10 protein-coding genes and 2 tRNA genes are annotated in these 14,447 nt (G+C 66.7%); 7 read left to right on the top strand and 5 right to left on the bottom strand.

The features are described from left to right. Window positions 1–141: 141 nt before the first annotated feature. From A3M1_RS0122560 to A3M1_RS0122570, 3 genes are all read right to left on the bottom strand, one after another. Window positions 142–1,761: a DUF2497 domain-containing protein gene (locus tag A3M1_RS0122560; RefSeq protein ID WP_245261819.1), complete on the bottom strand. Its 1,620-nt coding sequence runs from the start codon at window positions 1,759–1,761 to the stop codon at window positions 142–144. Window positions 1,762–1,995: 234 nt separating this feature from the next. Next, complete coding sequence (locus tag A3M1_RS0122565; protein WP_018391258.1) at window positions 1,996–3,405, bottom strand: TolC family outer membrane protein; 1,410 nt, start codon at window positions 3,403–3,405, stop codon at window positions 1,996–1,998. A gap of 180 nt (window positions 3,406–3,585) precedes the next feature. Continuing rightward, a complete protein-coding gene (locus tag A3M1_RS0122570; protein ID WP_018391259.1) occupies window positions 3,586–4,248 on the bottom strand; it encodes a protein-L-isoaspartate O-methyltransferase in 663 nt (220 codons plus the stop codon). 462 nt (window positions 4,249–4,710) lie between these two features. Between A3M1_RS0122570 and A3M1_RS0122575 the strand changes: the two genes are divergently transcribed. The 5 genes from A3M1_RS0122575 to A3M1_RS0122595 all read left to right on the top strand — a co-directional run bounded on the left by A3M1_RS0122575 (window position 4,711) and on the right by A3M1_RS0122595 (window position 10,261). After that, window positions 4,711–4,784: transfer RNA gene (locus tag A3M1_RS0122575), tRNA-Cys, on the top strand. Window positions 4,785–4,983: 199 nt separating this feature from the next. After that, window positions 4,984–6,783, top strand: a complete 1,800-nt coding sequence (locus A3M1_RS0122580) for an ABC transporter ATP-binding protein (protein ID WP_018391260.1) — start codon at window positions 4,984–4,986, stop codon at window positions 6,781–6,783. Between the two features lie 88 nt (window positions 6,784–6,871). Continuing rightward, window positions 6,872–6,947, top strand: a tRNA-Asn gene (locus A3M1_RS0122585). Between the two features lie 201 nt (window positions 6,948–7,148). Continuing rightward, window positions 7,149–8,423, top strand: coding sequence for an integrase arm-type DNA-binding domain-containing protein (locus A3M1_RS0122590; protein ID WP_018391261.1), 1,275 nt, complete (start codon window positions 7,149–7,151; stop codon window positions 8,421–8,423). 278 nt (window positions 8,424–8,701) lie between these two features. Beyond that, a complete protein-coding gene (locus tag A3M1_RS0122595) occupies window positions 8,702–10,261 on the top strand; it encodes a Fic family protein (protein WP_026221459.1) in 1,560 nt (519 codons plus the stop codon). 110 nt (window positions 10,262–10,371) lie between these two features. Here A3M1_RS0122595 and A3M1_RS0122600 read toward each other — a convergent pair whose 3' ends face one another. Next, window positions 10,372–10,590: an AlpA family transcriptional regulator gene (locus tag A3M1_RS0122600; RefSeq protein ID WP_018391263.1), complete on the bottom strand. Its 219-nt coding sequence runs from the start codon at window positions 10,588–10,590 to the stop codon at window positions 10,372–10,374. 128 nt (window positions 10,591–10,718) lie between these two features. Beyond that, a complete protein-coding gene (traA, locus tag A3M1_RS0122605) occupies window positions 10,719–13,676 on the bottom strand; it encodes a Ti-type conjugative transfer relaxase TraA (RefSeq protein WP_018391264.1) in 2,958 nt (985 codons plus the stop codon). Window positions 13,677–13,848: 172 nt separating this feature from the next. On the opposite strand from traA, the gene A3M1_RS25245 reads away from it, so the two are divergent. Together A3M1_RS25245 and A3M1_RS0122610 are read left to right on the top strand one after the other, a co-directional pair. Continuing rightward, on the top strand, window positions 13,849–14,175 hold the full coding sequence (locus tag A3M1_RS25245; protein WP_198291190.1) for a conjugal transfer protein TraD: 327 nt from the start codon (window positions 13,849–13,851) through the stop codon (window positions 14,173–14,175). A 1-nt stretch (window position 14,176) separates the two neighbouring features. Beyond that, window positions 14,177–14,443, top strand: a complete 267-nt coding sequence (locus A3M1_RS0122610; RefSeq protein WP_018391265.1) for a conjugal transfer protein TraD — start codon at window positions 14,177–14,179, stop codon at window positions 14,441–14,443. Window positions 14,444–14,447 lie beyond the last annotated feature (4 nt).

The raw sequence follows: 14,447 nt of genomic DNA on the forward strand, positions 1-14,447 counted from the left end.
TGGCTCCGGCACCTGAATGGAATGGGTGCGAGAGAAAGCGGAGCGGATGCCTCAAGTCAACTCGCGAGAGGCGAAGCCGCGCCTAAAGCGCCCGATCGCGCCCGGCTTTGCACCGTGAGAGGTGGCCGGGCGGGGCGTCGCCTACTGCCCGTGGCGGGCGACGCGCTCGATTTCCGCCCGCACCAGCCGCTCGACCATGGCCGGCAGATTTTCGTCGAGCCAGGCCTTGAGCATGGGCTTCAGCGCCTCGGTGACGAGATCGTCGACCGAACGGGGCGCGGCGCTGCCCACCGTGCGCTGCAGCGAGCCGAAGGCGGCCGACACGGCGCTGCTGGCCGGCGCCGACACCAGGCGCTCGCGCGCTGGCTCGGCGGCTTCCGGGGCGACACTCGGCCGGCTGCTGGCGACCAGCCGCGACTCCGAGAGGCGGGATTCCGCGAGCCGGGCTTCCGCCAGATTTGTCTCATGTCCGCGCGGCTCGGCGTGGCGCACATCGGACGCGCGCGGCTCGGGCGAGCGAAAATCCGTGCGAGGCGCGGGCGCGACGGGCGACGCCGACGCGACCTCGTCCTTCACCGGCACGGCAAGGGCGGCGCCCTCGCGGGCCGGATCGGCAACGGCGGTGCGCGCGGCAGGCGCCGGCATCTCGGCGGGCTCGGCAACCGGCTGCGCCACGACTTCCGGTGCGGGAGCGACGGCGGGCGCCGCGCTTGCCGGGGCGGTGGCTGTGGCGGCATCCTTGGCGGGCTCGGCCTGGACAGACCCCACCATCGCCGGCTCGGACGAGGCGACAGACTTGACGACGTCCGCACGGGACGGCTCGACCGCCGGCACCGAGGCGACCGGCTGCGCTGGCGCTGAGGCGGTCGGCTCGTTCAGCGCCACATTCGCCATTTCGGCCTGGACGGCCTGCTCAACCAGCGCGAGGTCGAGCAGCGCCGCCGCCAGCGGCTTGTCGAGTTCGCTGTCGAGCGGCGCCGGCGACCTGACAACCGAAGGGCGGGTGAAGGACGGCCGCACCGGCGGCAGGGCGGCCATGCCGGCCCCATTGGGCGGCGTGTTCAGTGCGGAACCCGGCGAGGGCCGGGCCGGGGCGCTCGCTACCGGCGCGCGCATTTCGGGCGTGAAGGCCGGTGCGGAGCTGCGCGGCTCGACAAGCCGGGGCTCCGGTCGCGGCCGCGACTCAGCCAGCGGCCGCAGGTCGGGCAGCGGCCGGGAATCGGGAAACAGGCGCGGCTCGACGCGGCGCGCTTCGGGCGCCCGGCTCTCGCTCGCCGGCCGGGCCGGCAGCGGCGCCTCAAGCGCGCGGGCGGCGGAACCGCCGGAATAGACGGCAGCCGACGGCGCGCGGGACGCCATCGCGGCCGGCGCGAACGCGGGAGTGGAAAGCGCGGCAGCGGAAACCGTCACCGGCCGCGGCGTGAACGGATCGGCCGCCGGAGCGCGGCCGCGGGGGGCATAGTCGACCGGAGCCTCGACCCGCTCGCGGTAAGGCGGCGGCGCATAGGACAGTGCCTCGGAGGACTCGGAACTTGCCGCCGCTCGCGGTGGCGCGGCAGGGCGCGGAGCCGGTTCGCGGGCAGGTGCGGCGGCCGGGCGGGACGTCGCCTCGCGGCCGGACGCCTCGCGAGTATCGCGCGGAGGGCGCGGCGCATCGCTGCGCGCCGCCGGATCGGCGGCGACCTCGTCGGAAATGATGCGACGGATGGAGGCCAGGATTTCCTCCATCGACGGCTCACTGCCTCTCGCATTCACCGGCATGCGCTGTTTTCCGATCCCAGGGTTGACGGCGCTCGGCCGAGGCGCACGACTCAACCCGTTAACACTTCGTAAAGTGTGAACCGCCCACGGCGGAACGCCAAGATGTAACCCAATCGGACCAACAACGTTCGACAGCTAAGGTTAACGCCGACCGCGTTACCGTTCGCGGCCGGTCTCCCCTCCCCCGCCGTCGCAAGCTCCCACACCTCTCGGCGGCTTGCGGGCGGGCCGAGATTACTGCCCGCCGGGCGTGCGCACGCCGATCCAGGCGTCACGCACCTGATTGTAGTGGATCTGAGGGTTGTACACCGGAACCTTGAGCCCGAGCGTGACGGCGCTCAGTTGGCCGCTGGCGGAAAGCACCGCATAGGAGGCAACAACCCGATCCCGCTGGGCGATGACGAGGCTGGCCCGGGCGTTGAACAGCGCCGTCTGCGCGTTCAGCACGTCGAGCGTGGTGCGCTGGCCGACCCGCCATTCCTCGCGCACGCCGCGCAGGGCGATCTCGTTCGCCGCCACGGCGGCCTGCGCCGATTCGATGGCGGCCTTCGCCGCTTCGAGCGCGCCCCAATACTGCACGACGTTGGCCCGCACCTGCTCGCGGTTCACATCGACCTCGATCCGCAGCTGGCCGAGCGTTTCCTTGGACTGGCGGATGGTCGCGTATTCGCTGCCGCCCTGGTAGATCGGCACGGACAGGTTCAGCGTCGCGGAGGCGGAGGTCTGCCTCTGCACGTCCATGGTGCTGTTGTAGTCGGACGAGGCCGAGCCGTTCAGCGTCAGCGTGGGCGAGAGAGCCGCCTCTGCGACCTTGACGTTGGACAGGCCAGCGTCGACGGCGAACTCGGCCGACTTAACCGCCGGATGCCGGGTGAGGCCGGAATCGACGGCAAGCTTCTCGCTCTTCGGCAGCAGGCGATCGATCGGACGGCCGGGGCTCAGCTTGGTCGGGCGCAGGCCGATGACCTGATAGAATACCGCATTGGCGGTGTTGAGGTTCGATTCGGCAAGCGCCAGCTCGCTCTGCGCGTCGGCAACGCTGGCTTCCGCCTGGGCGACGTCCGTACGGGTGATTTCACCGACCGAGAAACGGTCGCGCGCCGCGCGCAGCTCCTCGCGCAGGGCTTCGAGGTTTTGCTTCTGAAGCTCCACCAGCGCCGCGTTCTGCAGCACGTTCATATAGGCGGTGGCGGCATCGAGCAGAACCAGCTGCTCGGTATTGCGCAACAATTCGCGCTGGCCGCGGACCTGCGATTCGGCGCTGCGCACCGAGTTTGCGGTTCGCAGGCCATTATAGATGGTCTGGCTGATGGTGATGCCGAAGCCCGTCGGGTAGGTTTTGGACTGGCTGACCGAGGACCCGCCCAGAAGCGCCGACTCACCCGCATCAACACGTGTTTCCGCCCACTGGGCACCGGCATAGGCACTGCCGAACACCTGCGGGCGATAACCCGCCAGCGCGATCGGCACATACTCGTCCGTAGCGCGGGTGGCAGCGCGCTGCGAATTCAATGTGGGATTGTTGCGATAGGCGGCCGAAAGCGCCTGATCGAGGGTCTGGGCTCTTGCCGGCACCGCGATGCCGACAAAAAAAGCGACCGCCGCCCACGCGACGACCTTACCCCCGGTAGCCGACACCCACATGTCCAACCTCTGCGAACGCTAATCTGATGGGAATCGCCTGCCCCCGGGCGACTCTCTCACTCTCTGTATGACGCGAACGCAGGATAGGTGCTCGGAGAGGGGCTGTGAACCGCTCGGTTTGGTTCGGGGAACGATTTAGTCGGACACGCGGCAGATCAGCCACAGGGGCGACGGAAACCTCTAGAAAACAAAGCCCGGCCGCGCCTCGAAGCCCGGCAGAGTCGGCACGGCGGCGTCGAAGACCACCCGCGAGCCCATGCCGCCGGTCGTGTGGGTGAACACCGTCGCCCGGCCGGCGCGACCGCGCCCGACCACGGCGACCAGCCGCCCGCCCGGCTTAAGCTGCGCGAGCAGCGATTCGGGCGCCGCGTCGATCCCGCCGTTCAGCAGGATCACGTCATAGGGCGCCTCGCCCGGCCAGCCGGCGGTCATCGGCCCCTGCACATAGGCGGCATTAAGAAGGCCCAGATCGAGCAGCAGGGCCGAGCCCTGCGCCGCCAGCGCGGCATCGTCCTCAAGCGCCACCACCTGCCCTGCGAGCTTGGCCAGCACGGCGGTGGAGTAGCCGCTCGCCGCGCCGACATCGAGCACCAGCGCATCCGGGCCGATCTCGGCCGCCTGCAGCAGCTTGGCGAGCACCATCGGCTCCATCAGGTAGCGCGCCGGCGCCCCCTCCTTCACCAGCACATCGTCGTCGATATAGGCGAAGTTGCGCAGGCTGGCGGGCACGAAGCGCTCGCGCGGCGTCTCCAGCATGGCGGCCACAATGCGCAGGTCGGTGACGTCGTTGGCACGCACCTGGGCGTCCACCATGGCACGGCGCAGTTCGGCGAAATCGATCATTCGGCGACAACCTCGAAAGCAGACGGCAAAGGCCGCGCGCGGGCCGCGCGGAGAGCGCACGCACGGGCGGCGCGAGCGAACGGCGCCAGAATTGCGGCAGCGGCGGCTCCATTGCAAGCGTTCTCGACGGGCGTTCTTGAAGATTTCCAGCCTGGCGTGTCGCCTGTGCCGCCGGCCGATCGCCCGGCCAGCGTTCCGGCCCCTCCTGCCGAGAACCGGCCGCTGCCGGGCCGCGTCGCGGTAGAATGCCGCACGGTCAGCCGCGCAGCGCAGCCGGGCCGGGGCTGCGGCAGGTGAGCGCCGCGCTGCAGATGACGCGCCCCAATGCGCGCGATGCGCCCGCCCCGTCCTCATCCGACACCCTGCCGTCCCCACCTTATCATGCCGGGCGCGTTGCTCATCGCCTCCACCTCTGTTATGAGCCGGCCCGGCCCATGAGGCGCCTCGCGGCAGCCTCGGTCGGGCCACGTGGCGGAGTGGTTACGCAGCGGACTGCAAATCCGTGCACCCCGGTTCGATTCCGGGCGTGGCCTCCAGTTCACGCACCCGCCGCCGGCCTTGAAAAAGCGTCGGCGGCGGGTGTCGTCTCCGCCTTTTTAGATGCTGGCGCACAAGCCGTCACGGGTTTGACAACACCCCGTGATCGTCGTTGATGATCCCGCCCTCCGGCGTCTGCGACGCGGAGCGAAGGGGCGACGCCCGATCCGGCCGGGCCCGTGAAAAGGATTTTCGCTGATGTTGCCTCCCAAGATGGCCAACGCGCTCCGCAACATGATCAGCCCCGAGACCCGCGACACGGTCGGGCGGCTGTTCCTCCAGGACGGGCGTCGCCACTGGAAGGGTTATGCGCTCTCCTTCGTCTTCATGGCCTGCATGGCGGCGACGACCTCGGGCCTCGCCTATCTGATGGGCACGGTCATCAACCGCATCTTCGTCGAGCAGAACACCGCGGCGATCTGGATCCTGTCGGGGTCGGTGGTCGCGCTTTCAATCACCAAGGGCTTCGCCGCCTATGGCCAGGCGGTCACGCTGGCCAAGGTCGGCAACCGCATCGTCGCCGACAACCAGAAGCGCGTTCTCGACCGGCTGCTGCTGCAGGACGTTACCTATTTCTCGGGCGTTCACACCGCCGAGATCATGATGAAGTTCAACACGGGCGCGCAGGCGGCGCGCAATGTGCTGAACCTCATCATCACCAGCCTCGGGCGCGACCTGCTGTCGGTCATCGGCCTCACCGCGGTGATGATCGTCCAGGACCCGTTCATGGCGCTGATCGGCTTCGTCGTGATGCCGATCGCGGTGGGCGGCGTGCGCTCGCTGATCCGCAAGGTGCAGAAGATCTTCACCCGCGAGTTTAACAGCGCGATGCTGATCATGACCGAGTCGATCGATGCGTTTCAGGGCATTCGCACGATCAAGTCGTTCACCCTGGAGGACAGCCAGCGGACCAAGATCTTCGAGCGCATCGACCGGATGGAGAAGGCCTCGAACCGCATGATTCGGGCGCAGTCGCAGTCCGGCCCGCTGATGGAAGCGCTGGGCGGCGTCGCCATCGGCCTGGTGGTCATGTATGCCGGCTGGAGCGTTCTGCATGGCGGCCGCACGCCGGGCGAGTTCTTCTCCGTCATCACCGCCCTGCTGCTCTGCTACGAGCCGGCCAAGCGTCTCGCCCGCCTCAACATCGACCTGACCACCCACCTGCTGGGCGCGCGCATGCTGTTCGGGCTTCTCGACCGGCCGGCCACCGAGGCGGACGCGCCGGAGACGCCGGAACTTGTCGTCACCGGCGGCTGCATCGCTTTCGAGGACGTGGTGTTCAGCTATCGCGAGAGCGAGCCGGTGCTGCGCGGCCTCAGCTTCATCGCCGAGCCCGGCCAGACCACGGCGCTGGTCGGCCCCTCGGGCGGCGGCAAGAGCACGGTGATGAACCTGCTGGAGCGCTTCTACGACGTCGAATCGGGAGACGTCACCATTGACGGCCAGCGGATCGACGCGGTCACGCGCCGCTCTCTGCGCCAGGCCATCGGCTTCGTCAGCCAGGACGTGTTCCTGTTCACCGGCACGGTGCGCGAGAACATCGCCGCCGGCCGTCCGGGAGCGACCGACGAGCAGATCATCGCCGCCGCCAAGTCGGCCCACGCGCATGACTTCATCATGGGCTTTGAAGGCGGCTATGGCAGCCGCGTCGGCGAGCGTGGCACCCAGCTCTCCGGCGGCCAGCGCCAGCGCATCGCCATTGCCCGTGCCTTCCTGAAGGATGCGCCGATTCTCCTGCTCGACGAGGCCACCGCCGCTCTCGACAGCGAATCGGAGGCCGAGGTGCAGAAGGCGCTGCAGTCGCTGCAGGCCAACCGCACCACGCTGGTCATCGCCCACCGCCTGCAGACCGTCATCAACGCCGACAAGATCTGCGTGATCGAGAAGGGCCGCGTGGTCGAAAGTGGCCGCCACGAAGAGCTTGTGGCCAAGCGTGGGCGCTACTTCACCTTCCACCAGCTGCAGTTCGCCGGGCAGCAGGAACGCCTCAGCGCCTGAGGATATCCACATGGTGCGGGATGAGGGGTTCACAAACCCATCCCGCATTGCTATATCGCCGGCCTCCGAGACGCCACGGCGTCCCCGGTCCCTGATAGCTCAGTTGGTAGAGCGTTCGACTGTTAATCGAATGGTCGCAGGTTCGAGTCCTGCTCAGGGAGCCACTCCCCCGTTTCCGGGGCGGCTCAGCTTTTCCCAGATTGCCTTGTTATCCCTTGAATTTGCTGGATAATTTCTTCTCCAGCCTCCGCTCGCTGTCCCTGCCGGGAGCAGCCAGAGCCACCCCATCCCGCGAATTTGTTGGCCTTGTTGTTGGCCTGCAGGCCGTGTTTTCGTGATCCCAGCGATCAGCAGGGAGGGCGAACATGGCCTTGTCAGATGCAGCGTGCCGGACGGCCAAAGGCCGGGAAGGCGAATACAAACTTTCCGACGGTGGCGGCCTCTATCTTTTCGTGAAGCCCAACGGCGCCCGGGTCTGGCAGCAGGCCTACAGATTCGCGGGCAAACAGAAGAAACTCACCCATGGGCCCTATCCGCTCATTTCGCTGGCCGATGCGCGGCGGCTTCGCGACGAAGCCAAGAGGTTGTTGGCCTCAGGGGTAGACCCCGGAGCCGACAAGCGAGCCAACAAGGCCGCCGCCGCGGCGTCTGTCGCGGCCGCAACGAGCACCTTTGGGTTCGTTGCGACGGAGTTCATCGACAAGATGACCAAGGAAGGGCGGGCCGAGGCCACCCTCCTGAAAGCGCACTGGCTGCTGGAGGAAATCGCAGCCCCTCTTCGAAACCGCCCCATCGCCGAGATTACACCGCCAGAGATCCTTGCCGTCCTGCGGGCGGTGGAGGTCAAGGGTCACTACGAGACTGCACGCCGCTCCCGCAGCATCATCGGTCAGGTATTCCGTTATGCGATCGCAACCAGCCGCGCCGAACGGGATGTGACGGCCGATCTGCGAGGCGCACTTATCGCACCCACGACCAAGCACCGCGCCGCCATCACACGCCCGAAGCGGCTTGGAGAGCTTATGGCTGCCATCTATGGCTGGACGAAGGGTCAGGAGACGACGGTCGCGGGCCTGAAGCTGCTCGCCCTGCTTGCGCTCCGTCCCGGCGAACTCCGCGCCGCCACGTGGGACGAGGTTGACCTTGAAACGGGGGTCTGGACCGTTCCAGCCAGCCGAACCAAGATGCGCAGACCACACCGCACGCCCCTGCCCTTACAGGCCGTGGCCACCTTGCAGGAGTTGCGCGACGCCACCCGAAGCGGGATCAGTTCCTTCGTGTTTCCGGCGACCGTCTCGGTTAGGAAGCCGATGAGCGAGAACACTCTAAACTTCGCGCTACGCCGCCTGGATATAGGGGCGGAGGAAATGACCGCCCACGGCTTTCGGGCAGCATTTGCCACGCTCGCCAATGAGAGCCGGCGCTGGCATCCCGACGCGATTGAGCGACAGCTCGCCCATGTTGAGGGCAATAATGTGCGCCGGGCATATACCCGTGGCGAGCATTGGGACGAACGCGTGTTGATGATGCAGTGGTGGGCAGACGAGTTGGATCGGCTTCGAGAGGCGGCCATCGCGGAAACCCGCACTCAAGCCCATCCCCAGCGCGGGCCCGCAAAGTTTCAATCAGTTCGCCAGTGACGGCCGTCGACGGCGCTTCCCCTCATTGGTGGGGGGAGGCTTGGGTGCGACTATCCTGCGGCGCCTCTACCGGGCCGCTGTCGGACGACGTGAAAGCTGTCGATCCGCGGCGCCGCTCGAAGCGACTGTTCTTGAGTGGCGCCGAGAACTGCCAGCCGCACATCTAGATGCTAATTTCAGAGGATGTGCGTCTTAGTTATTATTTTTCATGGATGTTTACGATTTTTCAGCATAATGTTTCGGGCCACGCCATCCGCGACGCACCAGAATGCTTTTTCATGAACGACGGCACGACATACGATTTTTCAGGGCCAGTCACGGTTTTTCAGGACCAGTCACTCCCTGAAGAAGCGACCCCCGCCGGCTACGCCGCGCTCATCGGCGCGCTGAGCCTCGCCGTGCCGCTGCCGCGGACACTCTGCGCTATCGGAGCTCATCACCGCCTCTATGAACGGGATGGCTGGCGCATATACACGCCGCGCCATGAGCCAGCCGCCAATCTCGAAGGCCACCTCACCTTCGCCCTGAAATATGAGGGGCTCGATCTTCTCGTCCTCAAGAGACTTTTTCGCGCCACCGGTCCGGCGCCAATCGAAGCGCTGGTGCGCGCAACGCCGACCGGCTCCTACGCGAGGCGCGTCTGGTTTCTGTATGAATGGCTGCTTGGCGAGAGGCTCGATCTTCCGGCCGCCGAAAAGGGAGCCTATGCCCTTGTCGTCGATCCCGACCTGCAATGGGCGGCGTTCGGAACCACATCGACCCGCCATCGTGTCAGGAATAACTTGCCTGGCACGCCGACCTTTTGCCCCATGGTCTTCGCGACGGAAGCCCTGAAAGCCTTCCACGACGCGAATCTTGCCGAACGGGCGCGCGCTGCTATTGCCGACGTGCCGCGTGACCTGCTTGCCCGCACCGCGGCTTTTCTGCTGCTGAAGGATTCCCGCTCCAGCTTCGCAATCGAGGGAGAGCATCCGCCGCAGGATCGTATCCAGCGCTGGGGCCGTGCTATCGGCGAGGCAGGCCGACGCTCCATCGACCTTGACGAGCTCTTGAGGCTTCAGCGCATCGTCATCGGCGATGCGCGCTTCGTCCAGCTTGGACTACGCACGGAGGGCGGATTCGTCGGCGAGCATGACCGCGACACCCGTATGCCACTACCCGATCATATCAGTGCCCGGCATGAGGACCTGCATGATCTCATCGGCGGATTGGTGGCCTTCGACCGCACGGCAGCGGAGCGCCAACTTGATCCGGTGATCGCAGCTGCCGCACTGGCCTTCGGCTTCGTCTACATCCATCCCTTCGAGGATGGGAACGGGCGCCTGCACCGCTACCTGATCCATCACGTCCTTGCTGAACACGGGTTCAATCCGCCGGGGGTTGTTTTTCCTATCTCCGCGGCGATCCTCGATCGCATCGATGATTATCGGCGGACGCTGGAAAGCTGGTCTGCGCGCCTCCTCCCCTTCATCCAATGGGAGCCGACGCCGACCGGTAACGTCCGGGTGCTGAATGATACGGCGGATTTCTACCGCTATTTCGACGCGACGCCTCACGCAGAATTCCTCTACGCATGCGTGGAGCGCACGATCGAGTTCGACATGCCGGCCGAGACGCGCTTCCTGCGGGCGTATGACGCGTTCCGCGTCGCGATCGGACAAATCGTGGACATGCCGGATCGCACCGTCGATCTGCTCTTCCGCTTCCTGCGCCAAAACGGGGGAGTTCTCTCAAAGCGTGCCCGGGAGCAGGAATTCCGCGAGCTCAAGGCCGAGGAGATCGAGTGGGTCGAGGGCGCATACGCGGCATCATTTGCCTCTGACCACAAGGCGGAGTAGAGCCGCCGCGCACAGCGACCTGCGTTCAACCAATAAGACGCTCCACCTCCATCGGCGCAGCTTGGCAAGCGACAACATCGGCGCTGTTTCGCCGAATGGTCGGCTCACTATCAAAACTCACCGACTGCCGTCTCGTCCTGCGCCCGCCACCGCGGCGGATCGGCAACCCACCGGTTGATGTCGGATTCCCGCCAGCCGGCGCCGTTGGTGCTGATCTTGAGTTGGGCGGGGAATGTACCCTCGGCGATCTTGCGATAGATGGTGGAGCGGGACAGCCCGGTGCGGGCGAGGACAGTCTTCAGGCGGATGATACGTTCTGGTGTCTGCATGGCGGTACTGCCTCCTGCTGGATGCGCCTGAGTGCGCCCGCTCCAGACAAGGCATGGATCGCCGGCCGGCAAGAGGATGAACGCCGCAGCTACAGCGTGGCGAGCCGGCGGCGGCACATCGGACGGGTTTACAAACCCAGTCCCCGGCTGCGGTCGAAGTCGATGCCGTGGCTGTGGGCCAGTTCACGACCAAGACTGCGGCCTGTGTTGAGGCTGATGCCGAGCTCCTTCTTGCGAGCGGCGAGCAAGGATTCGAGCTGCGGGTCGCGCTCCAGGCTCCGCGCCATGTCCCCCATCTGGATGCGGGTTGCCTTGTAGCCGGCGTAGTCGCCTTGCGCGTACTGGCGTTCGCGGTTCCGGTCGAGCTTCTGCCAGCGCTCGACGAAGCAATCGGCGCGGCGCTCCGGGTCGGTGCAGATTTCGGTTTCAAGCTGGAGGGCGCGGATGGTGCGATTGAGCTTGCCGTCGGCCGCCTCATGCACCAGTTCCGGGTTCTTCTCATAGGCCGCTTCCGCGTCCCGCCAGCCATGAGGGCGTAACTCCTCGAAGGCCTTGCGGGCATCGGTGAGCTCACGCAGCTGCTCGGGCGTGCCCTGGCCGGTGGCATCGGCCGTGGTGAGGATTGCGTCCCACGCGCGGGCATGCCGGACGAGCGCGCGGGTTCGCGCCCGCCGCAGCACTGCTTCCGGATCGTCGGGAGGCTCCTGGGTAAGCGGCTTGGCTTTGTTCCCGAGTTCTTCGTTCAGGGCCGGCGCCTCTCGTGCCGCGTCCACGGCCGGCCTTAGCCCATCGACAAGGTCGCGCAGCTTCTCCGGGACCTTGCGCACCATCTCCACGACACGCTGGCGGAAGGTGATGCCGCGGCGCTCGGCATAGGCCTGCGCCGGATCAGACTGGTCATAGTCCGAGGCCATGTCCTTGGCGCGGTCACGCGACAGGGTGCGCACCAGCCGGTCCCCATCCGCGAAGTCGTCGCGGCCATAGTGCAGCTCCATGCCATCGCGGTGACGCGAGAGGGCGACATAGCTGGAATGGGCATCCAGGCCCGGCGTGGCGAGCACATGGGTGCGGTCTACCGTCATGCCCTGCGCCTTGTGGATGGTGGCGGCATAGCCGTGATCGATGCGGTCGTAGTCCTTCAAGTCGAAGGAGACGGATCGCCCATCATCGGTGCGCACCGACATGGACTGAGCGCTAACCTCCTCGATGGTGCCGAGCGTGCCGTTCTTCACCCCGAGCCCACGCTCATTCTGCAGGAACATGACCCGGTCGCCGCGGGCGAAGGAACGCGCGCCGCGCTCCACGGTGACGCGCACTTCTTCGCCGAGATCCCCCGCCTCCCGCATGCGTTCGCGGGCGGCCTGGTTGAGGGCACGCACCTCGTCATTAGTGTGGGTGAGGATGATACGGCTACAGTCCGGTGCCGCCTGGCGGTCACGGTCCCAGCGATCAATCAGCTCGCCGCGCGCCTGCTCCCGCGTTTGGGAGGAATGGACCATTCCATTCCTCTCATAGGCCTGGATCGCATGGCCGATCCGGCGGGTCGCCAGATCGCGCGTGGCATCACGTTGCCAGTCCGCGCGCTGGCGGCGCACCTCGCTGATCTCCGCGCCGCCATGGCGCTCAACGAGCGAGCGGAAGGCGGCGCCCGCCTCGATCGATTGCAGCTGTTGCGGATCGCCAACCAGCACCACCTTGGCGCCCACGTCAGCGGCATGGGAGAGCACGCGCTCCAACTGCCGCGTGCCGACCATGCCGGCCTCATCGATCACCAGAACATCGCGTGAGGTGAGCCTATCCCGGCCTTGCCCCCAGCCATGTTCGAGGCTGGCGATCGTTCGGGACGTGATGCCCGATCCGCTCTCCAGATTGTCCGCCGCGATGCCGGACAGCGCGACGCCGCGAACCTCCAGGCCGACGGCCTCCCAAGCCTCGCGCGCGACGCCCAGCATGGCGCTCTTCCCCGTCCCGGCATAGCCGACGACGATGCCAAGATCGCGCGTACCAGTGATGTGCGCCAGCGCATCGGACTGCTCGAGGGAGAGAACAAGGCCGCGCTGCTCGGCACGCAGAAGGGCCGCTTTCCTGTCGGGGGCATTCACCCCATGCCGCTCGTGTTCCGCCATCAGCTCGGCGGCGCGGTGCAGACGCTGCTCGGCCTCAATCATCTGCCGCGTGGTGAAGCGATCCTCGCCGCGCCCGTCCTTGCCGAGCTCGACGAGATCGGGCGCACGGCCCATCGCGCCCATCACCTCGTTGAACTGCTCGATGCCATCGCTATGGCGATGCGCGAAGCGCGCCATGTCGCGTCGGGTGAAGGTCGATTGCTGATGCGTGATGGCATCCAATGCCAGTGCCGGATCGGCGATGATGCGCGCGCCATTGCCGCGCGCGATCTCCCGGTGAAGCTCAGCACGATCGGCGGCCTCGATCCCCTCTCCTTCGATCCGCTGTGCGGGCGCGCCGATCTGGCTCTGCGGCTCCAGCGCGATGCCCTGCGCCTCAAAACTGCGATGATCGATGCGCGCGTCGATATCGAGTTCGGCGAGCCGCTCATTGGCGAGCGCGGCCCAGCGCTCGCGCCAGCGCTCCACCATCTCGGTCGCGTTCCACTCCCGGACCTTCGGGCCGAAGCCGTCCTCGTCGACCGAGCGCATGGTGAGCATGACATGGGCATGGGGCTTGGCCATGCCGTCCTCGCCCATATCCCAATGCACATTGAGATCAGCGACCATTCCGAGATCGACGAATTCCGCCTGGACGAAGTCGCGAGCGAGCGCGATGCCCTGCGCCTGGCTCATCTCGCGCGGCAGGGCAAACTCGACCTCGCGGGCGAGTTGCGCGTCCTTACGCAGTTCGAAGGCTTCGACATCGTTCCACAGCTGCTCGCGGTTACTCCACATCTCAGGAGCCCCGTCCGGCAGCAGAACCTCGGAATGCACGACGCCGCGCTTGGCCGAGAAGTCCTGGACACGATCAATCCGCGCGTCGCGCAGCCTTGAGGATGAACGATAGGCCGCGGACGCCACCGCGCTGGAGCCAGCCTTGCGGCCGATGACCTTGACGTGAAGATGATAGATCGCCATCGCGATCCGAACATCAGCACGGCGAAGCGCACGTCGGAACGACGTATAAGCGCGCCCTCCCTCGAAAAAATCTCGGGAGCGACGAGGCCATCCCAGTCTGTCCCAGCAACATTACAGCCACCGCGACCTTGCTCAACTATCATCCTTACATTGATTGCTGATGGAGATGACGATGCGCAAACCACGGGACTATGATGCGGAGCTGAAGGCACTTGAGGACAAGGCACGAGAGCTCAGAACCCGCAAGTTGCAGCAACTCGGCGATCTGGTGATCGCCACGGGCGCCGACGCGCTAACGGCGGAGGAATTGGCCGGCGCGCTGCTTGTGCTCGCCGAAACCAAAGACCCCGGACGGAGGGAGGCGTGGGCGCGACGAGGCGCCGCATTCTTTCAGGGACGGGCACGCCGATCTGCACCGGCATCTGGCAGCGACGCGGTCAGCGCTCCGGCGCAACCGGGTGGCACGCAACCGCCATCAGGCAGCACGGGCGCGGCATGACATGCGCGACTGGCAGGTCGAGCGCCGCAAGCGCACCCGGCACCTCATCGAGCTCGGTGGCCTCGTGGTGAAGTCAGGCGTCGTCGAGCTGACCGGCGACGACCGTGCCGTCATCTATGGCGCGCTGCTCTGGATGGCCGACAAGCTCAGGAGCGGGGAGCGCGAGAAGGCGTTAGCTCCGTGGGCCGAGAAGGGGAAAGAGGCGCTCGCGAGGGAGCGCGTCAGCACGAGACTCCCCGCCTCCCAGGATCGACACGATTGGGCATGACCGA

Source organism: Ancylobacter sp. FA202, assembly GCF_000380205.1.
Classification (GTDB): domain Bacteria; phylum Pseudomonadota; class Alphaproteobacteria; order Rhizobiales; family Xanthobacteraceae; genus Ancylobacter.

What these genes read in the sequence shown, in the direction of transcription:
- A3M1_RS0122610 (WP_018391265.1), top strand. Translation starts at nt 14,177, where the DNA reads ATGCGCGACTGGCAGGTCGAGCGCCGCAAGCGCACCCGGCACCTCATC.
- A3M1_RS0122570 (WP_018391259.1), bottom strand. Translation starts at nt 4,248, where the DNA reads ATGATCGATTTCGCCGAACTGCGCCGTGCCATGGTGGACGCCCAGGTG.
- traA (WP_018391264.1), bottom strand. Translation starts at nt 13,676, where the DNA reads ATGGCGATCTATCATCTTCACGTCAAGGTCATCGGCCGCAAGGCTGGC.
- A3M1_RS0122580 (WP_018391260.1), top strand. Translation starts at nt 4,984, where the DNA reads ATGTTGCCTCCCAAGATGGCCAACGCGCTCCGCAACATGATCAGCCCC.
- A3M1_RS0122590 (WP_018391261.1), top strand. Translation starts at nt 7,149, where the DNA reads ATGGCCTTGTCAGATGCAGCGTGCCGGACGGCCAAAGGCCGGGAAGGC.
- A3M1_RS25245 (WP_198291190.1), top strand. Translation starts at nt 13,849, where the DNA reads ATGCGCAAACCACGGGACTATGATGCGGAGCTGAAGGCACTTGAGGAC.
- A3M1_RS0122560 (WP_245261819.1), bottom strand. Translation starts at nt 1,761, where the DNA reads ATGCCGGTGAATGCGAGAGGCAGTGAGCCGTCGATGGAGGAAATCCTG.
- A3M1_RS0122565 (WP_018391258.1), bottom strand. Translation starts at nt 3,405, where the DNA reads ATGTGGGTGTCGGCTACCGGGGGTAAGGTCGTCGCGTGGGCGGCGGTC.
- A3M1_RS0122600 (WP_018391263.1), bottom strand. Translation starts at nt 10,590, where the DNA reads ATGCAGACACCAGAACGTATCATCCGCCTGAAGACTGTCCTCGCCCGC.
- A3M1_RS0122595 (WP_026221459.1), top strand. Translation starts at nt 8,702, where the DNA reads ATGAACGACGGCACGACATACGATTTTTCAGGGCCAGTCACGGTTTTT.